This is a genomic window from Micromonospora eburnea, assembly GCF_900090225.1.
Lineage (GTDB): Bacteria > Actinomycetota > Actinomycetes > Mycobacteriales > Micromonosporaceae > Micromonospora > Micromonospora eburnea.
In genome coordinates, this window is the sequence record NZ_FMHY01000002.1 from 3,212,341 (window position 1) to 3,235,301 (window position 22,961).

Sequence of the window (22,961 nt, forward strand, 5' to 3'; positions counted from 1 at the left end):
CGGGCGCGCGGCAAAAATCCCCACGAACAGGGGACGCTCGTGAAATCTTCACGTCCGTCCACGAAAAGTGGAAATACACAATGGTCGCGGAGTGCCTACGGGAGGTGTGGCGCCTTGCCCGCGTTATCGCTTTGACGAATCGTTCGCAGGTGATTCGGGATCGGAAGTAACCGTATTTCCAATGTGCTCCAGCTGATTTCGACGATGGGGTGAGTCGCATGCTCAATACCGTGGGTACGACCGATTTGTGGGTTCGCCGCTACCACCCGCGACCGGAGGCGCGTGTTCGCCTGGTCTGCCTCCCGCACGCAGGCGGTGCGGCCAGCTATTTCTTTCCTGTGTCCCGTGCGCTTACCGCGGACATCGAGGTGCTGGCCGTGCAGTACCCGGGCCGGCAGGACCGCCGCACCGAGCCGTTCATACGTACCATCGACGAGCTGGCCGACGCGGTGACGGCAGTGCTGGCCGAGGTTGCCCGTAATGGGCCCCTGGCGCTGTTCGGCCACAGCATGGGCGCCGTCCTCGGCTTCGAGGTGGCACTGCGCCTCGAACGCACCGGTGTTGTTCCGGCCGCACTGTTCGTTTCCGGCCGGCGCGCGCCGAGCACCGATCGCGACGAGCGGGTCCACCTGCTGGACGACGCGGGCGTGCTCGCCGAGGTCAGATCGCTCAGCGGAACCGACGCGAGAGTCATGGACGACGACGAGTTGGTACGCATGGCGTTGCCGGCCATCCGGAACGACTACACAGCGATCGAAACCTACCGGTGCCAACCGGGCCCGCCGCTGTCGTGCCCGATCCACGCGATGGTGGGCGACGCGGATCCCAAGGCCACCATCGACGAGGTGCGGGCCTGGCGTGATCACACCGACGCCGATTTCGAGCTCCACGTGTTCCCGGGGGGACATTTCTATCTCGACCAGCAGTCCACGGCAGTGCTGGCCGAGATAACGAAGGTGTTGGCCTGACAACGGGAGATGCTTTCGGGGCTCTCATGGCACCGCCGGTCCGCGCCGTTGCCGACCCGCGACTCGTTTCTGCGCGGCACGCGTACCGATGTGCTGGACCGCAACGAGCCGGGCGGCCGGCCATCGACCATCCGGTCGCCGACGAGCACCCCGCCTAGACCCGCGGGTACTCAAGACAGGGAAAGGGGATTTCCACATCATGACCACCATCGGGTCGAATCGGGGTGTCGGGGCCGGTGTACTGGGCACCCTCCCCGACCTCCTGCGGATACGCAGCGAGAAACAACCGGATGCGACCGCCTACGTGTTCCTGAGCGACGGCGAGACTCCGGTCGAGTCGTTGACCTACCGCGAGCTGTACGAGGCGGCGTTGGGCCGGGCCGCCGCGCTCGCCGAGAACGGTCTGTCCGGGCGTAACGCCGTGCTCGCGTTCCCGTCCGGCCTGGAGTTCATCCGCACCCTGTTGGGCTGCATGTACGCCGGGGTCACCGCAGCACCCGTGCAGGTCCCCCGACGCGCCGACGCCGTGCGCCGGCTGCGGCGGATCGTCGACGACGCGGGCGCGACGACCGTGCTCACCACCGGCCCGGTCAAGCACGCGCTTGAGGAGCAGTTCGGGCATCTGCCCGAGCTGACCGGGACATCCCTTGTGGATGGCGCAGAGCTGACCGGGCCGGCCGGTGAACCGGCCGAGTGGCCGATGCCCCAGGACATCGCGTTACTGCAGTACACATCGGGGTCCACCGGCGACCCGAAGGGGGCGGTCATCACCCATGCCAATTTCCTGAGCAACGCGGCCGAGACGGACGCGTTGTGGCCGTGCGAGCCGGACGGCAGGGTCGTTTCCTGGCTGCCCATGTTCCACGACATGGGCATGTTGTTCGGTGTGGTGCTGCCCTTGTGGGCCGGTGTTCCGTCCGTGCTGATGGCACCCGACTCGTTCATTCGCAGGCCAGCCAGGTGGCTGGAGGCGATCGCACGCTTCCGCGCGACACATTCCGCCGCACCGAACTTCGCCTACGAACTCTGCGTCCGCGCCGCCGTCGAGGGCCGCATGACGGGGGTCGGCGACCTGTCGAGTTGGCGGGTGGCCGCCAACGGCGCGGAACCGGTGCGCTGGCAGACCATACGTGAGTTCGTCCGGACCTTCGCCGGCAACGGGTTCGACCCGCGCGCCATGTGCCCCGGCTACGGGCTGGCGGAGAACACCCTGAAGGCGACGGGCAGCCGCCCGGAACGTCCTACCCGTCCGCTGTGGGTTTCCCCGGAGGCGCTCGGCGAGGGCCGGGTGGAGGTCGTCCCCGAGTCATCGGCCGCCACCCCGCTGGTCAGCAGCGGGGTCACCGTCCCGGGCACGGTTGTGCGGGTCGTGGACCCGCGGACCCGGCGGCCGAGCCCACCCGACCAGGTCGGCGAGGTCTGGATCAGCGGCCCGTGCGTCGCCATGGGGTACTGGGGTCGCCCGCAGGACAGCGAGAAGACCTTCCGGGCCACGGCACACGGCGTACCGGGCACGTTCCTGCGTACGGGGGACCTCGGATTCACGCACGACGGCGAGCTCTACATCACCGGTCGGCTCAAGGACGTGATCATCCGCAGGGGCCGCAACTTCTACCCGCAGGACATCGAGCTGACCGTCGAGTCCGTCGCACCGAACCTGCACCCCAACTGCACGGCCGCCTTCTCCGTCGACGACGGCATGACTGAACGGCTCGTGGTCGTCGTGGAGGTGGACGGCCGGGCACTGCGGGCGACGCCGTCGCCGGAGCTGGTCGAACGCATTACCACGGCGATCTGGGACAGCCACCGCCTGACCGTCGACGACATCCTCGTCGTTCGCCGCGGCGCGCTTTCCAAGACGTCGAGCGGCAAGGTCCAGCGCCGTGCCTGCCGCACCCGCTATCTCAACGGGGACTTCGTGCCGGTGGCCCGCAACGCCCCGCAGGCCCAGGTAGTGACGCTGCCATGAGCCGCCCGACGACAGCCGATCGGCTCGCGGAGCTGGCCCGCCGGCGAGCCGAGGCCAGCGAGCCGTTCGACCAGCGGGCCGTGCGGCGGCAGCACGAGCGGGGCAAGCTCACCGCCCGCGAACGGATCGACGGCCTGATGGACCCCGGCTCGTTCGTGGAACTTGACGCACTGGCCCGGCACCGGTCGTACAACCTGGGCATGGAGCGCAGACGACCGGTCGGCGACGGGGTGATCACCGGGTACGGCGCGGTGAACGGGCGCCGGATCTGCGTCTTCGCGCAGGACTTCACCGTCTTCGGCGGCAGCCTCGGCGAGGTGTACGGCGAGAAGATCATCAAGGTGATGGACCTGGCCATCCGCACCGGCTGCCCTATCGTCGGAATCAACGACTCCGGGGGCGCGCGTATCCAGGAGGGGGTGGTGTCCCTCGCCCTGTACGCAGAGCTGGTGAAGCGGCACGTGCAGGCCTCCGGAGTGATCCCGCAGATCTCCCTGATGGCCGGTCCATGTGCAGGCGGAGCGGTGTACGCCCCGGCGATCACCGACTTTGTGGTGATGGTCGACCAGATCGCGCACATGTACGTCACCGGCCCGGACGTCCTGCGCACCGTCACCGGCGAGGAGGTGGACCACGAACAGCTCGGTGGGGCGCGCAGCCACAACACGATCTCGGGCAATGCGCACTACCTGGCCGTCGACGAGGCGGACGCCTTCGAGTACGTCCGCCACCTGCTCGGCTACCTGCCGGCCAACAACCAGGAGGACCCGCCCGTCTTCGGTCCGTCGCAACTGCCGGATTCGACCGAGGTGGACCTCGCGCTGGACACCTTGATCCCCGACGACCGCAACCAGCCGTACGACATGCTCCACGTGGTCCACAGCGTGCTCGACGACGGCGAGCTGCTCGAGGTGCAACCGCTGTTCGCCAGCAACATGATCTGCGGCTTCGGCCGGGTCAATGGGCACAGCGTCGGCGTGGTGGCCAACCAGCCGATGCGGCTGGCTGGCGCGTTGGACATCAACGCCAGCGAGAAGGCAGCCCGGTTCATCCGCACCTGCGACGCCTTCCACGTCCCGGTCGTCACGTTCGTCGACGTTCCCGGCTTCCTGCCCGGTGTCGGTCAGGAGCAGGGCGGCGTCATCCGCCGGGGTGCGAAGCTGATCTACGCCTACGCCGAGGCAACCGTCCCCATGGTCACCGTCGTGACTCGGAAGGCTTACGGCGGCGGATACGGGGTGATGGGCTCGAAGCACCTTGGCACGGACGTCAACCTGGCGTGGCCGACCGCGGAGATCGCCGTCATGGGCGGCGACAGCGCGGTGAACGTGCTCTACCGCCGGGAGCTGAGTGTGGCCGCGGATCCGGCGGCCGAGCGCGACCGGCTACGCGCGCACTATGAGGAGACGCTGTGCAGTCCCTATGTCGCAGCGGAGCGCGGTTATGTGGACGCGGTGATCATGCCCCGGGAAACCAGATCGCAGGTGGCGCGTGCGCTGTGGGCGCTGCGGGACAAACGGGTCGCCCGGCTGCCGCGCAAGCACGGAAACATTCCGCTGTGAACGGCCCGTTTCGCGTCCTGCGGGGAAACCCGAGCGAGGAGGAGCTGGCCGCGCTGATCATCGCTCTGGCCACCCTGACCGCCGGCGAGAGTCCGGATGAACCCCGACGCGACCGGGTCCGATGGCTCACCCCGCCGGTGAGGCATCGCGGTCCGAACGCGTGGCGGCGCGGCCTCACCGCCTTCTGACGGAGGGGTCGCGATGCGTGAGGTGCCGATCGCCGGCCGGGGCGAGACTGCGGTGCGGATCGCGTACGCCTGCTCGCGACATCGGGATCTCCGGTGTGATCTCGCTGAGAGTCGACGGACCGGGGCGCCCGTCGGGTGTGTCCGGCGGGCTGCCCCTCCGCGTGCCGGCGATCTGCTGTCCGGGAGCGTTCGAGATCGTTCGAGGTGTCTTGTCGATCACGCGCGCCCATTCAGAATATCTATGCCTGGCAATATCGAGGGGGAATGCGATGCTGTCACTGGAGCTGCTCGGCCCGATCCGGGCGCGACGCGACGAGATGGTGCTGGCGGTTCCCGCTGGCAAGACGCGGACACTCCTGGCACTGCTGCTGCTCGAACCCGGTGCCGCGGTCAGCCGCGAGCGCATGGTCGGTGAGCTGTGGGGGGACGTGACGCCGCCGTCCGCCGCGGCGAATCTGCGCAACTACCTGTCCAAGCTGCGGTTGTGGTTGGCGAACAGCACGCACGACGACGACGGCGGCCGGCTGCTGATCCAGCGGCGCAACGGCTGGCAGCTGGCACTCGGCGACGTACCCGTTGAGGTGGATGTGTTCGCGTTCGAGAAGCACCTGGAACGGGCCCGCGCCGCCGTACGCGCGGGCGACCCCCACACGGCGTCCGGGCGCCTGCGCCGGGCGGTCACGCTGTACCGGGGCGCGCCGATGCAGGACGTCCCCCAGGGCCGGATGCTCTCCGGACGGGCCGGCGCCCTGACCGCGAAGTGGCTGGGTGCGGTCGAGGAGTACGTCGCCGTGCTGCTGGAGCTGACGCAGTACGAGGCGGCGCGGGTCGTGCTGCACGAGTTCCTCGCGGGGCAGCCGTACCGGGAGCGGGCGTGGGGGCAGCTGATGGTGGCGTGCGGCAACAGTGGTGACGTCCAGGGTGCCCTGCGCGCCTACGCCACCGCCCGTCGGGGCCTGGTCGACGGTCTCGGTGTCGAGCCGAGCGCCGAACTGACCAACCTTTACCAGCAGATCCTCCGGGGCGAGCCGGCGGTACGGCTGGCCGCCAGCGCCGCGTCGGCGCCACGCCGGGCCGAACCCGTGTGCTCGTAGGAGTGCGCCCGGTGGCGCGGCGGCATGAGCGAGTAGCCCGATCAAGAAGTCCTGCCGGGAGTGGGGCCGGCGGCGGTCCTGGCGAAGCGGCGGGCGAGGTGCCCGAAGGCGCCGACAAGCTCGGCGGGGCCGACAACCTCGATCTCGGTGTCGAAGCGGGCGATGGCGGCGGCGAGGCTGGGCCACGACCAGGAGCCGAGAGTGATCCGGCAACGGTCCGAGCCGAGCTCCTCGACGATCCCGTCGCGGGTGTAGAGGGCCACGGTGGCGGCCGGCAGGTCGAGGATCGCGGTGCCCTGGCAGGGCCAGCCGATGGTGCCGTCGTCGGCGCCGCGGAATCTGCCGGTGACGAAGGTGGTCACGCCGCCTCCGGGCAGTTCCCTGGGCGTGAAGCGGGGTCCGTTGGGGATGCGCAGGGTTATCTGGTCGGCGCGGAAGGTGCGCCAGTCCGACCGGTCGAGGTCCCACGCGACGAGGTACCAGCGTCCGTCCCAGGTGATGACGTGGTGCGGCTCGACACGGCGCGGGGACCTGTCCGCGGTCTCGGAGCCGTAGTCGAAGCGGAGGATCTCGTGGGCTTGCACGGCGGAGCTGATCGCCAGGAGCACGTCACCGTCGATCGGGGCGGCCGGTCGGGTGGCGGGCCGTTCGACGGCGGTGATCTGGAGGGCGTTGATGCGGTGCCGGAGCCGGGACGGCATGACCTGCCGGATGGTGGTCAACGCCCGTGCTGCCGCTTCGCCGGTGTCGTCGCCCAGGGTGGCGGCGGCGACCTGCAGCGCGATGGTGAGGGCGACGGCCTGCTCGTCGTCGAACAGCAGCGGCGGTAGTTCGGTGCCGGGGCTGAGCCGGTAGCCACCGTCGGGGCCCTTGACAGCGGCGATGGGGTAGCCGAGCTCGCGCAGCCGGTCGACGTCGCGGCGCACGGTCCGCAGGCTGATGTCGAGCCGCTCGGCCAGCAGCGTGCCCGGCCAGTCGCGGCGTGTCTGCAGCAACGACAGCATGGCCAGCAGTCGACCGGCGGTTTTCGGCATGAGATTGAACTTATCGGCAGTAGGTGCCACAGCCTGTCACCTACGTCGTCGAACCTTGGTGATGACGCCGGCCGGGCACCGGACCGGGAACAACTCTCACCAGGAGTCTTGATGAGCATCAGCACCACCGCCCACCTCAACTTTCGGGGCAACGCCCGGGAGGCGCTGGAGTTCTACCACTCGGTGTTCGGCGGCGAGATCATGGTCATCACGTACGGCGACTTCGGGATGCCGAAGGACCTGCCCGACGCCAGCAAGGTCGTCTGGGGCCAGGTCGCGTCCGACGACGGCTTCCGCGTCATGGCCTACGACGTGCCCAGCCAGGCCGGAACTGGCATCGCGCCGGTGCCCTCGACGCGGCGCGAGAACGGCATGACGCTCACCGGCGAGCCGTTCTTCCTGTCCGTCCGGGGTGAGACCGTTGAAGAGGTCGGCGCGCTGTGGGAGAAGCTGGCTGATGGCGCCACCGTCGTCGAGGCGTACGGCCCGGCGCGGTGGGCACCCGCGTTCGGGATGCTCACCGACCGCTTCGGCATCACCTGGATCCTCGACGTCGCCGCCCAGTACGCCAACGTCTGACCCTCGCCCTCCGGCAACGAAACGAGGCGCCGATGCCTCCAGGCGCCCACTGCACTCGGTCAGGTCGAACCGCCCCGCCACCGAAGGGTGTTCATGGGTCTCCGGTTTCAGATCCGGCTTCGTTGCCGGACCATCTACCCGGAGACCTCGCCGTATGTCCGATCTCCGATGCGTCGAACGGCGACTCCAGTTCGGGCGCCACCGCTGACGTTCCGGGGTGGACGGCGAGGATCACGTCGACCTCGCCACCACCTCGGTGGCCCGTCAGGCGGAGGTGGTCACGCGCCTGAAGGTCGCCCGACCGTCCCTCGCGCCCGGCTCTGGTCGGGGCGGCGGCACGGATACCGGCTTTGCGTCGCCCACCTATCGTGATCACGGTTGTCGCGTTCCTCGGAAGCGGCTGCCGACAGTAGGACGCAGACTGAGCACGATGAATGGGAGAAGAAGTTGAGGGCTTTGCGCCGACCTCGGGTCCGCAACCTCGTCGCCGCGACCTCGGTTGCGAGCGCGCTGGTGCTCGGCCTGGCCGCGCCCGCGTATGCGGACTACACCAGCCCGATCTACCCAACCTTGAAGGCATGCAACGACGCCCGGCCAAAGTACGCTTCGTCGTGGACGAAGCCGCAGGCGTGCCATCCGATGTACAACTGGGACGGCACGAAGGTGATCGGGTACGCGTTCCTGGTGAAGACCCAGGGCTAGTTGTTGAGACTGGCGGGTTGCGGGGCCTGCGGCGAATACTCGCCGTGGGCCCTGCGGCCTGTCGGCAGAGGCGCCGCCCCTGAGACAATGTCTGGTGGGGCGGTCGAGTTACTCCCAACGGATGCCGCGAGACGGGCTCGACGAGAGCGATAGTGCCGCCGCCTATTAGTCATGCGGCGGCGGAAACGATCGGTCCCGCGCCGAACGCCCAGGGTGTGCCAGATCGGCCCTGCGACGAGAAACCGAAGCCCGAGACCGGGCGGCCACCATGCCGATCCCCGCGGGGGCGGAGACGCGGGCTTCAGCGGCGAGCCGCTACGACGCGCACGCCCCGCCGCCCGGTCACTGGCCGGTGCGGCTGCTGCCGCCAGGCGGCCCAGTGCGGGTGGTGCGGCGCGGGGACCGGGGGTGCCGCCCAATGCTCCGTGCCCGGCCCGTCGTCGTCATCCGGTGCCGCTGCCGGATCGGCTACAGATCAGGTCGCGACCGGCACCCGTGGCGACATGACCTTGAGGAGGCCGTCGGGGTGAGAGCCCAGGCGGGGATCTCGTTCAGTTTCGAGGTGCTGCCGCTTCCGCGGGCAGGGTGTCCATGAACGAGCTGACCGAGAAGACCGCCTGACCGGGGCCGGCAGGGCCGTACCCGGGCGGGCTGGACAGGCCGTTCGCCTCCATGATCGCCCGGTAGATCTCCAGAAGTCGGATGTGGTATTCGAGCGGTGCGCCCTGCGGGTTGGTCCGGCCGAGTGGGGTGGTCGGCTCGGGGCACCAGGTTGTGAACCGAGGGGTGATCCCGCGGGACATGAAGTACTGGAGGCCCTCGGCGGTGGAGTCGATCGCCTCATCCACGGTGGTGAAGCCGTGCGGGGCGGCCATCTCGACGCCGGCGACGAAGTTCGGGATGACGTTGCGCGGCCCGAAGACCTCGGCGGAGTCGAGGATGCGCCGGTGCCACTCCTCCCGGCCCACGTACCGTTCCTTGCCCGGGCAGTAGAGCTCGAAGAGCCGTTTGTCCCACACCTCGTAGTTCGGGTGGTAGATCCGGATACCGTAGTCGTGGAAGCGCTGCACGTCGGCCCGCGGCAGAGCCTGGGCGACCACCTTGCCGATCCACCGACCAGGGAACCGCTCCTCGATCGCTTGTGCGTAGCGGCCGTAGAAGTCGGCCTCGGCCAGCCCTTCGACCTTGGAGGTGATGCTGCCGCCGGTGAGCGTGTATGCCTGTGATGCCCGCGTAGTGTCGTACTTGTCGATGATTGCCAGCGCTTCGAGGACCTCATCCACCGGCTTGACACCGGTGTACGGGCGGCCGGCCTTCTTGTGCTGGCGCCAGTTGTGGTTGATGTCGCAGTACTGGCACTCCTCCTTGGCGCCGAAGTACTGACAGACCCGGAACGCGGTCAGGTAGATGAGGTAGCCCCACTGGATCGTGGGGGCGACCTCCATCACCGATTTGCCGTTGGCGAGCGTGTGCCGGTAGTAGTCCGGCATCGGGGGCAGGCCCACCTCACTGATCGCCCGTCCGTCGAGGAAGAGCATGAGCCGCCCGTCGTCGTCGGGCCTGACCCGATACGGCGAGTCGGGGTTGATGCGGACCGACACCACCGTACGGCGAAGTCCGTACGGCCCCCCGGTGAGCACGATCTCCTCCGGCGGCCGGCGCAGGGCGGCGGCGCCCAATTCCGGCAGTGTCCGGTGATCGAACGAGAAGATGAAGTACGACTTGGGCTTGACGTCACCGCTCTCGTTGTCCGTCAGCGCCGACTCGTCGAAGGCCAGGCCACCGCGCAGCAGGTCCTCCTTGATCACCGCCTCGCGCGGCACGTGAGGAAACCGCCCCATGAGTTCTTCGATGAGATCGGTACGTGATGGCATGCGCCCCTCCTGAACGGGTTACGCGAAGGGCCTCGTCGGCGAGGCGAGGTAGATGAGGAGCTAGCGGTCCGATCATAGTTGGGCTGGATGTCCCCGGTGCCGCCGCCAAGAGGTGCCTGGCCGGCAGGGGCATGCCGGGAAGGCACCTCTTGGCGGCTGAGGCTCAGTTCTGCTTGGTTTCCCAGAAGATCTTCGAAATCTGCTCGATCTTCGCGAGGAGCTGGTCCGCTACACCAGGGTCGGCGGAACCCTTCGCGCCGCTGGCTCCGGCCAACTTGGTGGCCTCGTTGAACAGGGCGTGCAGCTCGGGGTACCTCTCGAAGTGCGGCGTCTTGAAGTAGTCGGTCCACAGCACCCAGAGGTGGTGCTTAACCAGCTCGGCCCGCTGCTCCTTCAGGATCAGGGCCCGGGTGCGGAACTCCGCGTCGTCGCTGGCCTGGTATTTCTCGCAGATGGCCTTGATCGACTCGGCCTCGATCCGAGCTTGTGCCGGATCGTAGACCCCACAGGGAAGATCGCAGTGGGCGCTCACGACGGTGCGTGGGCGAAGAAGGTGCGCCAGTCGCATCCGAGTCCTTCCGTTGATGATGCTGTCTCTCGGGCGGCGAGGTGACGAACAGTGCTGCGGGCGATTGTCGGACCCCCCACCGCTCCTTGATCCACAACACGACGCTAGAACCTCAACCCGACTTCATGTCAAACACGTGAGGCGAGTGGAGTGGACCGGCAGCGACGTGACCTGCCGCGCGTGCTCCGCCTCCCGTGATGCGGAGCGGCGCAGTTTCCTCGACCGGTCCTTTCCCGGGCGTACCGGAGCTTCGCACCACCGGAACCGCTGATCATTCCCCGGCTGGGGCCCATGGGTACGCCCGCCGGCTGGACGTCTCTTGACGCCGAAGAGGTTGCGGCCGAGAGCCGGATGACCGGTTCGATTCCGTCACTGTCGGTCACGGGCAGTGCCTTCCCCGGCGGAAATCCGGTTCCGGGGCCGCCGCGCGCATGCAGCCCGTGTTGCCTCTCTAGGCTGGGGCGATGAAGGTCTTGTCCATCCAGTCGGTGGTCGCTCACGGTCATGTCGGGAACTCCGCGGCCGTGTTCCCGCTGCAGCGCATCGGTGTCGAAGTCGTCCCCGTCCCGACGGTGGCTTTCTCCAATCACACGGGCTATGGCGCCTGGCGGGGGCCGCTCATCCCGCCGCCGGATGTGGCGGAGATTCTCCTCGGGGTGGAGGAGCGTGGGGTGTTTCCCCAGATCGATGTCGTGTTGTCCGGATATCAGGGCGGGGTGGGCATCGGCGACGTCATCCTCGATGCGGTGCGTCGGGTGAAGGCGGCGAACCCCTCGGCGCTCTACGCGTGCGATCCCGTCATGGGCAACGCCAAATCCGGGTGCTTCGTCGCACCGGAGATCCCTGGCCTGCTGCGCGACCGGGTCGTGCCGGTGGCGGACATCATCACCCCGAATCAGTTCGAGCTTGGGTTCCTGACCGGCACCGAGCCGGCGAGCATTGAATCGATCCTGGCCTCGGCCGACCTCGCCCGCGCCATGGGCCCCTCGACCGTGCTGGTCACGAGCGTGGAGCGCCCCGATCGGGAGGAGGGCCTGATCGAGATGCTCGTCGTGGACGGCTCCGGAGCCTGGCTCGTGACCACCCCGTACCTGCCGTTCAAGGCGAACGGGTCCGGCGACGTCACGGCGGCCCTGTTCACCGCCCACTACGTCAAGACCGGGAACGCGGCGCTGTCGCTGGAGCGTACGGCCTCCAGCGTCTTCGACCTGATCGAGATGACCTACCGGTCCGGCGAGCGTGAGCTCCAGCTGGTGCAGGCCCAGGAGTTCTACGCTACGCCGCGCATGCAGTTCAGCGCCAAGCAGTTGCGCTGAGCTCGACGCGTGTACACCCACGACGATTGAGGGTGCGCCACCGATCCGGTGGCGTACCGGCTCGGGAGTGCCTCGGCGGCTGAGGACCCCGATGCGTACGTCCGCGCTGGAGCCCTCGGCGAGCAGGTCGCGTACGGGTGGGGGAGGCAGCGGGTGCTCGGCGGACCTGGCGGCGAACGTGATGGTCGGGTCACCAGCCAGCCGTGGTGCCGCCCGTCCCTCCACGTCGAGCGCGCTCCAGGACGGCGAGGCTCTGAGATGTCCCCGACCACCCATACGATGGCGGAGTGTCCGCAGATGTCCACTCGCTCGCCCAGTCTGATCCGGGTGTGGCGGGAGCGGCTGGTCCTGTCGGACGTCGGGCTGCTCTCATACGGGCGTCGCCGCACCAAGGGGCTGCGCCGGGAGGAGCTGGCACAACTGGCCGGCGTGAGCTCGGACTACATCACCAGGTTGGAGCAGGGGCGATGGCAGACGCCATCGCCCCAGGTCGTCGCGTCCCTGGCGCGAGCTCTGCAACTCGACCGCACCGAGGCCGACCTGCTCTATCGGGCCGCCGGCCTGGCTCCGCCCGGCCCGGGAAGGATCTGCCACCACATTCCGGAACGAGAGCCCACGGTTCGTCGAGCTGTGGGCCGAGGGCAGCGCCGCGGCGCACCGGAGTCTTGTTCTGACGGTCCACCACCCGGACGTCGGCGATATCACCGTCGACAGCGACACGCTGACCGTCCCCGACGCCGACCTGAAGGTGGTCGTTCTAACGGGGGCGGCCGGTAGCGAAGCCGCGGAGCGGCTCGAGCGCCTGCGTACGGCGACCTGACCAGGACCGTCGGGTCGACTTCGTTGGGGTGCAGGCGTGCGTGGACGAAGGCGACCATGCCGTCCATGTCCAGGGCGCTGAGAGATGTTCCGTTGCGGGGCGCCGTATGACGGGAGAAGCGGGTCCGCACCGCCTGCGGTCATGACGGGATCAACTCGCCGACAATCGGGATCAGGGCCTGGCCGGCGGGGCTGGCCCAGCTTTTGGCGAGTTCGGTGAGGATCATGTTGGTGGAGGTGATCCCCGCGCCGGCGTTCTCCATCCGCCGTAGGGCGACCTCGTCTGCCCGGGTGCTCATCGATCCTCCGGCGTCGGCGACGACCTGGACCTGGTAGCCCTGGTCGAGCGCGGTCAGGGTCGGATACACCGTGCAGACGTCGTTGGTGACTCCGGCGATGACCAGGTTGCGGCGGCCAGTCGCGGCCACGGCGGCTGCGAAGGCAGGGTCGTCCATGGCGTTGACCACGCCGGTGCGCTGAATGCGGGCGGCGTACTCGTCGGGGGCGACGGTGGCGATCTCCGGAGCCAGGGGACCCTGGTCGTGGTCTTCCAGAGACGTCGTCAGGACGAGCGGGCCTTGGCAGCCTTGGCCAGCGCGACGGCGTTGGCCAGCATCTCGGCGTGATCGGTGGAGCGGACCCCAGCTCATCGTGCCGATCTGGTGGTCGATGAGCAGGATCGCGGTGTCGTCAGGCGTGAACAGGTTGAGTGACATCAGAACTCCGCGGGTCGTCTCCTGGTTGCCCCGTTGCTGGTGGCCTTGCGTCACATCGCAGCACCCTCATCGCCCACGTGGCAGGGAAGAGGCTTCCCTGGTTAACCCCTACCCGCGCGTCGGTGCCGGCTGGTTGCATCTGGCCACCGTCATCGATATCGCCACCCGCCGCGACGTCGTCCGGATACCGCGATCTTCGCGCTGACCTCGACCAGCCGGTGCGCGTAGGGTGTGAGGGGCGAGGAGGTGACGTGACGACACGGCGGGCCGATGCAGCCGGCGGACAGGAGAGCGTCGGGTCGCGTATCCGTCGGCTACGTACCGAGCGGGGGCTGACCCAGCGTGAGCTCGCGGAGCCGCAGTACAGCCGCGCTTTCCTCGCCGCTGTGGAGGGAGGCGTCCGCAATCCCGGCGACCGGCTGCTGGCGCACGTCGCGCAGCGCCTCGGCGTGGACCCGGACGACCTGCGCCACGGCCGGCCACCCGGCGCCGCCACGGCGATGGCCGATGCCCTGCAGGAGGCCCGGCGCGCGTTGTCCCAGGGCAAGATCGCCCACGCGGAGGAGATGTTCGCCCGGATCTGCACGGACGCCACCGGGTACGCACTGCCGGATCTGGCCTGCTGGGCGACGTACTGGCTGGGGGAGTCCCGGCTGCAGGCCGGTGACCTCCCTCGGCGCTGGCTGCAATGCACGTCAGGAGGGCGTCGAGTTGCTCAACAGCCGCAGGCGCCGAGCGGCGGAGACTCCGCGAAGATTCTTCTGGCATAGCGCGTCGGATCCGGGCCGAGCCGTTCGTAGTACAGGCGAGAGGCGGCCAGGGAGAGCCACCAGGCAAGGGAGCCAGGAGATGGCGCAGTACTTGATCTCGTTCAATCGCCCGACCGGCCCGCCAGATACACCCACTGAGACGTCGGGTACCAGGGGTGGTCGATCACCCGGCGCTCGCGGTCCCCGTCCCGTTGGGCGGGGAGGCGAGGTCGTGGGTCTTGTCGCAGGCGGTGGCGAGTCGTTCGTCATGAGTGGCGATGATGACCGTGGTGCCGCTATCGGCGAGCTGTCGCAGCAGTGCGGTGACATGTTCTCGGTTGTCCGGGTCGAGAGAGGCTGTCGGCTCGTCGGCGAAGAGGACGTCGGCACTCTTGTAGATCGCTCGGGCGATCGCCAGGCGTTGTTTCTCGCCCCCGGAGAGGTGGGCAGCGAGTTCGGCGCTGCGGCCGGGCAGGCCTGTGCGTTCCAGGGCCATGTCGAGGCGTCGCTGGTCGGCGGGGAGGCGCCGGCCCAGGATGCTCATCTGCATGGTGGCGTTGAACCCGACGGTCTCGTCGTCGATCACGCCGTAGTCCTGTTGGACGAAGGCAGCGTGGTGGCGCCAGAACTTCCGCCGTGCCGAATCCCTCCAGCCGGTGGTCTCGACACCGTCGATGCGCACCTGGCCGCGGGTGGGCTGCTGGAGCAGGCCGAGGCAGTGCAGCAGGGTCGTCTTCCCGCACCCGCTCGGGCCGATGAGGGCAGTCATCTGCCCGCTTTCACAGGTGACTGCCACGTTGTCGAACACCGTGCGAGAGCCGATGCGGACTTTCACTCCCCGGGCTTCGATGAGCATGTGCGTACGCCTTTCAGTGGCTGGATGCATGTGGGCTAGACGGTCCTGTTGATGACGGCGGAAAACATCCATCTGCGCGCGGCGAAGTGGCACAGCGCGGAGATGGCCAGTCCGAGGGAGCCGGCGGTGATGATCAGAGGCGTTCCGGGCGAGTCACGCCACAGCGTGAGCGCCAAGATGGCTGCGACGAGCGCCAGCCCTACCGCGACTTCGGGGGCCAGCCGGTTGGCGAGGATGCGTACCGCCGAGGTGCCGGCCAGGCGCAGTTGATAGTCCCGACGGTTATCCAACACGGCTGAGATGACGCTGCCGACCGCGGCAGAGATCACCATCGCAGCCAACATCGCGGCCAGGGAGATGCCGCGCAGCCATGCGAAGTAGGCCAAGAACTGAGCGAGCAGCAGCCCGTCCTCGGCCATGTACTGCACCCGTACCGCGCCGGTGAGCCCTTCCTCGGCCACCAACTGCTGGGTTGCCTCCAGACCGGTGAAGATCAGGTTCGACGAGGTGGCGGAGGAGGCGAGAAAGTCTTCGTTGAACATCCCCAACTCGGGCACGACCGCCAGGACAACCCGATCGAAGAAGACCAACTGTCCACTGCCGCTTCCGACCACAGGCAACGCCAGCTCACCATCGAAGCGGTAGTAGCTCACCGCCTCGACCAGCTCTCCGGGGTCGGCGCCGGTGTCGCGCTGCCAGATCTCAAGGCTCGGCAGCAGGAAGCTCCGCACCGCCTGGGGCAGATCACCGACGGAAACCGCGGTGAGGTCAGTGTGGTCGGTCTCGATCAGATCCAACCAGCGTTGGGTGACCAGAGCCAGGCCGCCGTAGCTCTGGCGTTCCTGCCCGCTGAGGTTGAGGTCGTCCGCTGACCAGGCGTGCGACAGGCTCACCGCGCCGTCCCGCTCGGCCCGCAGCGCCACCGAGGTGACCGGACCCTTGATCTCGTTGAACTCCCCCTCGTTCGCACCTAGCCGGAAGGTCAGGCCGACCTGGTCTGCCAGGAGACGCCACTGAGCCTGCTCGTCAGCGGCCGCGGTAGCCGCACGCAACGCACCGTAGGCCGGGGCCACCGCGGAGATGACCAGAACGAACGTCAGCACCTTCATCGCGGTGGCTACAGGCCGATAGCGGCGCACGGCTGGCTCCCGCCGGGCCAACGCTGCCGTCTTCGGCCAGGAGACCACCGACAGCACCACGACCGCCGCCAGGGTGGCGAAGACCACCAGCAGCTGTAGCAGCGCCAGGGTGGTCATGAAATACGGCAAGAACCCGGACCCGTGAGCGACTGCGACATAGACAGCGGCAACCGCGTGGACCGCGAGCGCCGACAGAGTGATCGGCGCCGTCAGCCCGATGATGTCTTCGACCACGATCCGGCTCGGTGCCGTCCCGGCCAGTACCCGAAGCGCACGTTGACGGGCACGTGCGGCGAGCCAGTAGACCGCCACCGTCACGAGCAGGACCACCGTGGCGACGAAGCAGGCGGCGAACGCCCCTTCGATAGCGATCATCCGCAGGGTCGCGCCGTGCCCGTCCGACTTCCAGAACTGGCCTACCTGCCGCTGTGTCAGCCACTCTTGCAGTTCGACCCGCCCTGCCTCGTCACCGGTGATCAGGTAGTGGCCATCGGCGATTGAATGCTCCAGAGCCTCCGGCCCACGCACCTGCACGTCTGGCAGGTCCCCGAACCGCACGAGGCGCGCCGGTAGCGTTCTGCGCTCGCCTACCACGGTGAGCACCTGGCCGGACTGATCGGCCCCGACATCACCTGTCACCATGACCAGCCCCAGGTTCAGCTCATCGCTCAACCGGCCCAGCTCGGCGAATGCCTCCTGGTCACTCAGTCCCGACTCGCTGAACTCCAGTGTCACCGCCGCCGATGCGCCCGATTCCAGCGGCAACGAGCGGTCCCGAAGGTCGGTGAACACCGCCGCGAGCACCGCCATCAGCGCGAACACGACCACAGCAACGCCGGCCACGACCCGGCCGTGTAGTGACCTCAATTTGCTCTGCCGTCCCTTCCTCTAGGGTCGTTGATCCGGCCGGATCCTGGCCCTCATTTCTTGAGTTCATTCAACGTGGCTTCGCCATGCCCGCCATCGGACCGTGGCCCGGCATTTTCTTCGGCCTGGGTCCGAGGTCTGTCAGACCTGAGACCCATGCCGTTACCTGTGGCGTAGGTATCATTGGGGGATGAATGAGCGGGGTGTGCGCCGGGCGCGCATTTGGCCGGTCGTGGTCGCTGTGATTCTCGTCGTAATGGCGGCGTCCTTCGTCTTTGGTCTCACCGCCCGTGCCTGGGCGGTCCTTGCTATCGGCGGCGCTATCGGAATCATCATTTGGGCTCTGCTGGAAATCCGTAGGGAAAGGGCGCGCCATGAAGCCGATCTTGCCAGGTGGGAGGCTTCTCGGGTGGTGCTGGCCGAACGCGTGCGGATCGCCCGGGAACTGCACGACATCGTGTCCCACGGATTAGGGATGATCACAGTTCGGGCGGCAACCGCCAGGCACCTGCATTCCCAACACCCGAATCAAGACCAACGAGCGGCGGAACGGTCGCTCCTGGAGGCTCTTGACGACGTAGAGGAGGTCAGCAGGCAAGCAACTGTCGAATTGCGTCGCATGCTCCAAGCTCTGCGCAATCCCGAGGAAATAGCCCCGCGACACCCCACCGAGAACCTGGAGTCTCTGCCCGCGATCATCGCTGATGCGGAATCTGCCGGACTCGACGTCGACCTGGATCAGCCCGACCTGGGAGCCGTGTCACTTGGTACGCAGGTGGTAGTCTGCGCAGTCATACGCGAAGGCCTGTCCAACGTCACCAGGCACGCTGGTCCCACCCGCGTTCAGGTGTCCCTGCTCCGTGAGAACGAAACGATCGTAGTGATCATCGATGATGAAGGACCGGGTACGGGATGGTCCAGCAAACCCGGAGTCGGCCACGGCCTCATGGGCCTACGTGAGCGGATCAAGAGTGTCGGTGGAACGCTTGAAGTTGGTCCCCGCGGTTCCGGCTACCGCCTCTATGCCACGATCCCCGATGATGCGCGATGACACTGACCGTTGATGCAGCCAAGGTGGTCTTGGTCGATGACCACCTCCTTCTGCGCCAAAGCCTCGCTTCCCTCATCGATGCGGATCCGCATCTGGCCGTAGTGGGCCAAGCCAGCGATGGAATCGAGGCAATCGATACCATTGGCGCCACTCGACCTGACGTGGTCCTCATGGACGTCCGGATGCCGCGACTCGATGGAATCGAGGCAACCAGGCGCCTCTGCCGAGACGCAAACCTGTCCCACACTCGGGTGCTTGTGCTGAGCATGTTCGAACTGGACGAGTATGTCTACCAGGCGATACGGGCCGGAGCCAGCGGATTCCTCCTCAAAGACACGCGCCCCAACGAACTGCTCGATGCCATCAAGCGCACCCACGCCGGAGAGTCCCTCTTTGCCCCCGCAATTCTGACTCGACTTATCGAGCATTACATAAGCATCCCGCCACAAAGTGCCGCCCAGGAGGCGGTCGGTCGATTGGGGGCGAATCTGACAGGTCGTGAGACCCAGATTCTCGAACTGATCGGCCGGGGGTTGTCGAACGAGGAGATATCCCGGCATCTCACCATTTCGATCAAGACTGTGAAGACCCACGTCTCGCATCTACTGAGCAAACTGTCTGCACGAGACCGTACGCACCTCGTCATCGCCGCCTACGACGCCGGTCTCGTCAGGCCACGACACCGTAACCGCGAAATGTCCGATTGATACAGAGGTTGAATGGTCAGGGTTAGGGTGTGGTCGATGCGGCGTGTCGACGTGACCGTGGCCGGTGGATGGCGTATCTGGTTCGGGTGCGCTATCCGGATGGTGGTGGGCTGACGGCCGAGGGTCGGGTCCGGCGTGAGGCGGTGCGGTTGCAGGCGGCGGCGCTGTTGAGTCAGGGCGTGTCGGTGTCGGAGATCGCCGGGCGGTTGCGGGTGTCGCACAACGCCGTCTACGTGTGGCGGCGGCGGTGGCTGGCCGACGGTGCGGCTGGGTTGGCGTCGAAGGGTCCTTCAGGTTCGGCGTGTCGGCTCACTGGCCAGCAACTGGACCAGCTTGCCGCCGCGTTGGAGGAGGGGCCGGCCGCGCACGGCTGGGCCGAGGACCAGCGTTGGACCCTGGCCAGGGTGGCGGAGTTGATCGTCCGGCTGTTCCGGCAGCGGTACACCCTGCGCGGGGTGTCGTTGTTGTTGCACCGGATCGGGTTCAGCCCGCAGGTGCCCAAGCATCGGCCGGTCGAACGCGACGAGGCGGCGATCGCGACCTGGCGGCGGGAGGTGTGGCCGCAGGCAAAATGATGGCGGCCGAGCGTGGCGCGTGGATCTGCTTCGAGGACGAGGCAGGTCACACGCTTCGGCCGTCCAAGGCCCGGACCTGGGCGCCACGTGGGCGGACACCGGTGATCCCGATGTCCGGTAAGGGTTCCGGCCGCATCTCGGTGGCCGGGCTGGTCTGCGTCAAGCCCGGACAACGAACGCGCCTGCTGTACCGGGTGAAGGTCCACCGTCCCCGCAAGGGCGAGCGGCGCAGCTTCGCCGAGACGGACTACGCCGCCCTGCTGGATGCCGCTCACCAGTACCTCAAGGCGCCGATCGTGCTGATCTGGGACAACCTCAACACCCACGTCAGCGTCGCCATGCGCGAACTTGTCGCGAACCGCGACTGGCTCCACGTGATCCAGCTACCCGCCTACGCCCCCGACCTCAACCCGACCGAAGGCGTCTGGTCACACCTCAAACGCAGCCTGGGCAACCTCGCCGTGACCGGCGTCGACCACCTCGCCGCGGTGGTGAAGAACCGGCTCAAGCGCATCCAGTACCGCCCCGACCTCCTGACCAGCTTTCTCACCCACACCGGTCTAACCCTCGACCCAGAACCGCCGTAACCCTGACCATTCAACCTCTGTAGTGCCAGTGCCGAGGCGAATCGGACACGGCCCATCACCGGGTACCCGTGCCGGGCGATGATCTCGGCGAGGATCAGGCCGCCCTTTGCAGGTCGCGTCCCGCCTCCCTCAATGCCGGTTACCTGCCCTGGTCGTGGTCCTGGCTGGACAGCGGGGCGATGGCCAACCGGCCCGGCTCCCACCGAAGGACTCAGCCCCGCGTCACACTGCGCAGTGCTCACTATGTGGTGGGGATGTCCGCGCACTACTCGTTGATGAGCTGCTCTCGAAGAATGTCTGCGTGCCCACAGTGCTGGGCGAGCTCGCGCAGCACGTGGAGATAGACCCACCGCAGCGGAAGCGGGCCCCGCCGGTGCCCGTGAAGGATGTCGTCCAGACCCAGGGATGACGTCGCATGACGTGATGCTTCGCAGGCCTCGCGGTGTGCGTGCTGGACGGTGGCGATCGTGTCGTCGTCATCGAGGATGAACGACTCCTCTGACGTGGCGGGGATGCCGATCTCAGCACGCGACCGGCAGGTGACGGCTTCGTCGAACCAGACCTTCTCGACGAAGGTCGCGTGCTTCACGAGACCCAGCAGCGTGGTCCGGGAGGTCACCAACGATCGGCGTACCTGTTCCTCCGTCAGCCCGTCCAAGCAGCGATTGAGCGCGCTGCGGTGTTCGTCGAGGAACGCCTCGATCTGGAGACGGGCTGGCTGTGCGACGACCTGATCGGCAAAGGTAGGCGGGTAGGAAGGCATGGGCGAAGCATGCCAGACCGTGGCCCTGGAGCAACTAGCCGACATCGAGCGTCTCGAACCTCAGGGCAGACCATGATGGCCGCCGCAGCCTCTGCGACGGAAGGCTCCCGCCCTCCTCGCGGCACGATCGCGGACCGGGTGCCTGCGCAGGGTTAGGCGCCGCCCTGATGTTTCCCTGCCCGTACCGGAGACCTGATCAGCCGGGTCCGGACGAGGTGAGCTCGGCGATGTGGTCGGCGGTGGCGGCGGCCCAGTCGCGGATCGCGGCCAGCTGCCGGATGCCGAGGTCCAGTGCGTACCAGCCGTTGCGGCCGGGCGCGGTCGGCGGGCGGTGGTGGTCGCGGACCTGTTCCAGTTCGCGGACCTGTTCCGCGTACCGCTCCGCCTCTCGGCGCAGCAGCGGGACGGCCTGCGCGGGGTCGAGCAGCGGCAGCAGGAACATGCGCAGGCTCGCCTCGCTGCGGATGCCGCGGGATGGCTCGGTGCCGGTGAGCCACTTCGCCAGCGCCGCGCGGCCGTCCTCGGCGATCTCGTAGACCTTGCGGCCGCGGCCGCCATCCTCGCGGACCGTGGCCAAGCCGTCGGCGGCCAGCTTGGCGAGCTCGGGATAGATCTGGCTGTGCCGGGCCGGCCAGACGTAGCTGAGCGAGCCGTCGAAGTTCTTGGCCAGGTCGTATCCGCTCAGCGGGCCGTTGGCCGCGAGCGCACCGAGCAGGGCGATTCGTAGCGACATGCCGAAATCCTACAGTCGGACCTGACATGTTTGACTTGACATGTCGACATCGACAGGTAGGTTCGACCCGTGGCAACGGCAACGGCAACGGCAACGGCAACGGCAACGGTGACGGCGGAGCGAGAGCTAGGGGGCCTGCGGCAGGGCGCCCTACTGGCCGCGGTAGTGGGCGGCATGCTGCTCGCCCTGCTGGACCAGACGATCGTCAGCACGGCGCTGCCGCGCATCACCGCCGACCTGGGCGGCGCCGGGCACTACAGCTGGGTGGTTACCGCCTACCTGGTGGGCATCACGGCCACCGGTCCCATCTACGGCCGCCTTTCGGACCGGTATGGGCGTAAACAACTGCTGCTTATCGGCATCGTGCTCTTCCTGCTCGGCTCCGGGCTGTGCGCCACCGCGTGGACCATGCCGCAGCTCGTCGCGTACCGGGCGGTGCAGGGTCTGGGCGCCGGCGCGCTCATGCCGCTCTGCCTGGCTCTGGCCGCAGAGACCTTCCCGCCCGAGCGGCAGGGCCGGGTGCAGGGCGTCCTCGGCGGCGTCCTGGCCCTCAGCTACGCCGGCGGCCCGCTCGCCGGCGGCTTCCTCACCGACCACGTCGGGTGGCGTGCGATCTTCCTGGTGAACCTGCCGATCGGCGTCGTGATCCTCGTACTGATCGGGGCCATGCTGCCGGGTGGGACGCAGCGGACCCGGGCCGTGCGGCCAGACCTGGCCGGCACCGCTCTCTTCACGGCCGCGGTGGCGGCCCTACTCGTCGCGCTCAGCGAGATCGGCCAGGCGGGGAGCGGCCTCCCCGGGCCGAAAGTGCTCGGCCTGCTGGCACTGTCCGTGGTGCTCGCGGCGGTCTTCCTGAGAGTGGAGTCGCGGGTCGGCGAGCCGCTCATCCCGCTGCACCTGTTCCGGAATCGTGTCTACACGATGACCAGCATCGCCTCGTTCGGCGCCGCCTTCGCCCTGTACACCGGCATCGTCTTCCTGCCCCGATTCTTCCAGGCCGTCCGCCACTCCAGTGCCACCGCCTCCGGCCTGCGCATCTATCCGCTGCTGCTGGGCATGGTGGCCGGCAGCGTGCTGACCGGTGCGCTGATCGGGCGTACCCGCCGGCATCGGCCGTGGCTCGCCTCGGGGGCGGTGCTGATCGTCGCCGGATCGCTGCTCATGAGCCGGCTCGACACCGACACCACGGACGCCACGCTGGCGGCCTGGATGCTCCTCATCGGCGTTGGTCTGGGGCCGACGATGTCGGGGCTCACCATGGCGATCCAAAGCGCCGTCCCGCCGGCCTACCTGGGGACCGCCACCAGCAATCTGGGCCTCTTCCGCCAGCTGGGTGGAGTAGTGGCACTGGCCGTCGCGGACGTCGCCTACCGGTCCTTGACGCGCGGGGCGGCACCCGGCCCGGAGCCGGTCACCCAGGCCACCTCCACCGTGATCGGCTCGCTCGCCACCACCGGCGCGATGATTCTGCTGGCCGCGGTGGCCTCGATGCCCGCGGCCCGCACCGTCCCGCCGTCGCAACCGAAGTAGACGCATGTGTATTGA

General features: G+C 68.0%; 23 protein-coding genes and 1 pseudogene. 16 read left to right on the forward strand and 8 right to left on the reverse strand.

What is annotated here, in order from left to right; genetic code table 11:
• The first annotated feature begins 218 nt into the window (after positions 1 to 218).
• The 5 genes from GA0070604_RS14420 (at position 219) to GA0070604_RS14440 (ending at position 5,781) form a co-directional block, all read left to right on the forward strand.
• The gene (locus tag GA0070604_RS14420; protein WP_091118419.1) at positions 219 to 968 is read left to right on the forward strand and encodes a thioesterase II family protein; all 750 of its coding nucleotides are present in this window, start codon (positions 219 to 221) and stop codon (positions 966 to 968) included.
• Positions 969 to 1,167: 199 nt separating this feature from the next.
• Positions 1,168 to 2,937, forward strand: coding sequence for a fatty acyl-AMP ligase (locus GA0070604_RS14425; RefSeq protein ID WP_091118420.1), 1,770 nt, complete (start codon positions 1,168 to 1,170; stop codon positions 2,935 to 2,937).
• Positions 2,934 to 4,499: an acyl-CoA carboxylase subunit beta gene (locus GA0070604_RS14430; protein ID WP_091118421.1), complete on the forward strand. Its 1,566-nt coding sequence runs from the start codon at positions 2,934 to 2,936 to the stop codon at positions 4,497 to 4,499. Before GA0070604_RS14425 ends, GA0070604_RS14430 begins: the two co-directional genes overlap by 4 nt.
• The gene (locus GA0070604_RS14435; protein ID WP_208602054.1) at positions 4,496 to 4,687 is read left to right on the forward strand and encodes an acyl-CoA carboxylase subunit epsilon; all 192 of its coding nucleotides are present in this window, start codon (positions 4,496 to 4,498) and stop codon (positions 4,685 to 4,687) included. Before GA0070604_RS14430 ends, GA0070604_RS14435 begins: the two co-directional genes overlap by 4 nt.
• 269 nt (positions 4,688 to 4,956) lie before the next feature.
• Positions 4,957 to 5,781, forward strand: coding sequence for an AfsR/SARP family transcriptional regulator (locus tag GA0070604_RS14440; RefSeq protein WP_167363467.1), 825 nt, complete (start codon positions 4,957 to 4,959; stop codon positions 5,779 to 5,781).
• A 41-nt stretch (positions 5,782 to 5,822) separates the two neighbouring features.
• Here GA0070604_RS14440 and GA0070604_RS14445 read toward each other — a convergent pair whose 3' ends face one another.
• Entirely contained in the window at positions 5,823 to 6,815 is a 993-nt protein-coding gene (locus tag GA0070604_RS14445) for a helix-turn-helix transcriptional regulator (protein WP_091118423.1), read from the reverse strand.
• 111 nt (positions 6,816 to 6,926) lie between these two features.
• Here GA0070604_RS14445 and GA0070604_RS14450 point away from each other — a divergent pair, with 111 nt between their 5' ends.
• Positions 6,927 to 7,394 (forward strand): VOC family protein, encoded by a 468-nt coding sequence (locus GA0070604_RS14450; protein WP_091118424.1) that lies wholly within the window; start codon positions 6,927 to 6,929, stop codon positions 7,392 to 7,394.
• Positions 7,395 to 7,850: 456 nt separating this feature from the next.
• A complete protein-coding gene (locus tag GA0070604_RS14455; protein ID WP_244161899.1) occupies positions 7,851 to 8,096 on the forward strand; it encodes a hypothetical protein in 246 nt (81 codons plus the stop codon).
• Positions 8,097 to 8,647: 551 nt separating this feature from the next.
• Here GA0070604_RS14455 and GA0070604_RS14460 read toward each other — a convergent pair.
• Together GA0070604_RS14460 and sodN are read right to left on the reverse strand one after the other, a co-directional pair.
• Positions 8,648 to 9,970, reverse strand: a complete 1,323-nt coding sequence (locus GA0070604_RS14460; RefSeq protein ID WP_091118425.1) for a radical SAM protein — start codon at positions 9,968 to 9,970, stop codon at positions 8,648 to 8,650.
• Between the two features lie 163 nt (positions 9,971 to 10,133).
• Positions 10,134 to 10,538 (reverse strand): superoxide dismutase, Ni, encoded by a 405-nt coding sequence (sodN, locus tag GA0070604_RS14465; protein ID WP_091118426.1) that lies wholly within the window; start codon positions 10,536 to 10,538, stop codon positions 10,134 to 10,136.
• A 464-nt stretch (positions 10,539 to 11,002) separates the two neighbouring features.
• Here sodN and pdxY point away from each other — a divergent pair, with 464 nt between their 5' ends.
• From pdxY to GA0070604_RS34320, 3 genes and pseudogenes are all read left to right on the forward strand, one after another.
• Positions 11,003 to 11,854, forward strand: coding sequence for a pyridoxal kinase PdxY (gene pdxY, locus GA0070604_RS14470; RefSeq protein ID WP_091118427.1), 852 nt, complete (start codon positions 11,003 to 11,005; stop codon positions 11,852 to 11,854).
• A gap of 297 nt (positions 11,855 to 12,151) precedes the next feature.
• A pseudogene (locus GA0070604_RS34315) lies at positions 12,152 to 12,340 on the forward strand (helix-turn-helix domain-containing protein); the annotation flags it as partial.
• A 142-nt stretch (positions 12,341 to 12,482) separates the two neighbouring features.
• Positions 12,483 to 12,674 carry an MmyB family transcriptional regulator gene (locus tag GA0070604_RS34320; RefSeq protein ID WP_377594268.1) on the forward strand — a complete coding sequence of 64 codons (192 nt, stop codon included), beginning with the start codon at positions 12,483 to 12,485 and terminating at the stop codon, positions 12,672 to 12,674.
• 139 nt (positions 12,675 to 12,813) lie between these two features.
• Here GA0070604_RS34320 and GA0070604_RS14480 read toward each other — a convergent pair whose 3' ends face one another.
• A complete protein-coding gene (locus GA0070604_RS14480) occupies positions 12,814 to 13,389 on the reverse strand; it encodes an isochorismatase family protein (RefSeq protein ID WP_091118428.1) in 576 nt (191 codons plus the stop codon).
• A gap of 251 nt (positions 13,390 to 13,640) precedes the next feature.
• On the opposite strand from GA0070604_RS14480, the gene GA0070604_RS14485 reads away from it, so the two are divergent.
• On the forward strand, positions 13,641 to 14,159 hold the full coding sequence (locus GA0070604_RS14485; RefSeq protein ID WP_167363468.1) for a helix-turn-helix domain-containing protein: 519 nt from the start codon (positions 13,641 to 13,643) through the stop codon (positions 14,157 to 14,159).
• A 163-nt stretch (positions 14,160 to 14,322) separates the two neighbouring features.
• Here GA0070604_RS14485 and GA0070604_RS14490 read toward each other — a convergent pair whose 3' ends face one another.
• Positions 14,323 to 14,994 (reverse strand): ABC transporter ATP-binding protein, encoded by a 672-nt coding sequence (locus GA0070604_RS14490; protein ID WP_091118430.1) that lies wholly within the window; start codon positions 14,992 to 14,994, stop codon positions 14,323 to 14,325.
• Positions 14,995 to 15,029: 35 nt separating this feature from the next.
• Entirely contained in the window at positions 15,030 to 16,955 is a 1,926-nt protein-coding gene (locus GA0070604_RS14495) for a hypothetical protein (RefSeq protein WP_141721295.1), read from the reverse strand.
• A gap of 235 nt (positions 16,956 to 17,190) precedes the next feature.
• Here GA0070604_RS14495 and GA0070604_RS14500 point away from each other — a divergent pair, with 235 nt between their 5' ends.
• The 4 genes from GA0070604_RS14500 to GA0070604_RS14515 all read left to right on the forward strand — a co-directional run bounded on the left by GA0070604_RS14500 (position 17,191) and on the right by GA0070604_RS14515 (position 19,920).
• The gene (locus GA0070604_RS14500) at positions 17,191 to 18,051 is read left to right on the forward strand and encodes a sensor histidine kinase (protein ID WP_091118432.1); all 861 of its coding nucleotides are present in this window, start codon (positions 17,191 to 17,193) and stop codon (positions 18,049 to 18,051) included.
• Complete coding sequence (locus GA0070604_RS14505) at positions 18,048 to 18,758, forward strand: response regulator (RefSeq protein WP_091118433.1); 711 nt, start codon at positions 18,048 to 18,050, stop codon at positions 18,756 to 18,758. The genes GA0070604_RS14500 and GA0070604_RS14505 overlap by 4 nt, the downstream gene beginning before the upstream one ends.
• Before the next feature lie 68 nt (positions 18,759 to 18,826).
• The gene (locus GA0070604_RS14510) at positions 18,827 to 19,333 is read left to right on the forward strand and encodes a winged helix-turn-helix domain-containing protein (RefSeq protein WP_244161722.1); all 507 of its coding nucleotides are present in this window, start codon (positions 18,827 to 18,829) and stop codon (positions 19,331 to 19,333) included.
• Entirely contained in the window at positions 19,333 to 19,920 is a 588-nt protein-coding gene (locus GA0070604_RS14515; protein ID WP_141721428.1) for a transposase, read from the forward strand. The genes GA0070604_RS14510 and GA0070604_RS14515 overlap by 1 nt, the downstream gene beginning before the upstream one ends.
• Positions 19,921 to 20,185: 265 nt before the next feature.
• Here GA0070604_RS14515 and GA0070604_RS14520 read toward each other — a convergent pair whose 3' ends face one another.
• Together GA0070604_RS14520 and GA0070604_RS14525 are read right to left on the reverse strand one after the other, a co-directional pair.
• A complete protein-coding gene (locus GA0070604_RS14520) occupies positions 20,186 to 20,683 on the reverse strand; it encodes a DinB family protein (protein WP_091127124.1) in 498 nt (165 codons plus the stop codon).
• Between the two features lie 196 nt (positions 20,684 to 20,879).
• The gene (locus GA0070604_RS14525) at positions 20,880 to 21,416 is read right to left on the reverse strand and encodes a PadR family transcriptional regulator (RefSeq protein WP_091118434.1); all 537 of its coding nucleotides are present in this window, start codon (positions 21,414 to 21,416) and stop codon (positions 20,880 to 20,882) included.
• Between the two features lie 108 nt (positions 21,417 to 21,524).
• On the opposite strand from GA0070604_RS14525, the gene GA0070604_RS14530 reads away from it, so the two are divergent.
• Entirely contained in the window at positions 21,525 to 22,946 is a 1,422-nt protein-coding gene (locus GA0070604_RS14530; RefSeq protein WP_208602055.1) for an MDR family MFS transporter, read from the forward strand.
• Positions 22,947 to 22,961: the final 15 nt, after the last annotated feature.

Excerpts from the sequence above, each read along its gene's own strand:
- GA0070604_RS14430 (WP_091118421.1), top strand. The coding sequence starts at position 2,934 with ATGAGCCGCCCGACGACAGCCGATCGGCTCGCGGAGCTGGCCCGCCGG.
- GA0070604_RS14500 (WP_091118432.1), top strand. The coding sequence starts at position 17,191 with ATGAATGAGCGGGGTGTGCGCCGGGCGCGCATTTGGCCGGTCGTGGTC.
- GA0070604_RS14490 (WP_091118430.1), bottom strand. The coding sequence starts at position 14,994 with ATGCTCATCGAAGCCCGGGGAGTGAAAGTCCGCATCGGCTCTCGCACG.
- GA0070604_RS14520 (WP_091127124.1), bottom strand. The coding sequence starts at position 20,683 with ATGCCTTCCTACCCGCCTACCTTTGCCGATCAGGTCGTCGCACAGCCA.
- GA0070604_RS14445 (WP_091118423.1), bottom strand. The coding sequence starts at position 6,815 with ATGCCGAAAACCGCCGGTCGACTGCTGGCCATGCTGTCGTTGCTGCAG.
- GA0070604_RS14480 (WP_091118428.1), bottom strand. The coding sequence starts at position 13,389 with ATGTCACTCAACCTGTTCACGCCTGACGACACCGCGATCCTGCTCATC.
- GA0070604_RS14460 (WP_091118425.1), bottom strand. The coding sequence starts at position 9,970 with ATGCCATCACGTACCGATCTCATCGAAGAACTCATGGGGCGGTTTCCT.
- GA0070604_RS14440 (WP_167363467.1), top strand. The coding sequence starts at position 4,957 with ATGCTGTCACTGGAGCTGCTCGGCCCGATCCGGGCGCGACGCGACGAG.
- GA0070604_RS14505 (WP_091118433.1), top strand. The coding sequence starts at position 18,048 with ATGACACTGACCGTTGATGCAGCCAAGGTGGTCTTGGTCGATGACCAC.
- sodN (WP_091118426.1), bottom strand. The coding sequence starts at position 10,538 with ATGCGACTGGCGCACCTTCTTCGCCCACGCACCGTCGTGAGCGCCCAC.
- GA0070604_RS14510 (WP_244161722.1), top strand. The coding sequence starts at position 18,827 with ATGGCGTATCTGGTTCGGGTGCGCTATCCGGATGGTGGTGGGCTGACG.
- GA0070604_RS14525 (WP_091118434.1), bottom strand. The coding sequence starts at position 21,416 with ATGTCGCTACGAATCGCCCTGCTCGGTGCGCTCGCGGCCAACGGCCCG.
- GA0070604_RS14425 (WP_091118420.1), top strand. The coding sequence starts at position 1,168 with ATGACCACCATCGGGTCGAATCGGGGTGTCGGGGCCGGTGTACTGGGC.
- GA0070604_RS14420 (WP_091118419.1), top strand. The coding sequence starts at position 219 with ATGCTCAATACCGTGGGTACGACCGATTTGTGGGTTCGCCGCTACCAC.
- GA0070604_RS14450 (WP_091118424.1), top strand. The coding sequence starts at position 6,927 with ATGAGCATCAGCACCACCGCCCACCTCAACTTTCGGGGCAACGCCCGG.
- pdxY (WP_091118427.1), top strand. The coding sequence starts at position 11,003 with ATGAAGGTCTTGTCCATCCAGTCGGTGGTCGCTCACGGTCATGTCGGG.
- GA0070604_RS14515 (WP_141721428.1), top strand. The coding sequence starts at position 19,333 with ATGGCGGCCGAGCGTGGCGCGTGGATCTGCTTCGAGGACGAGGCAGGT.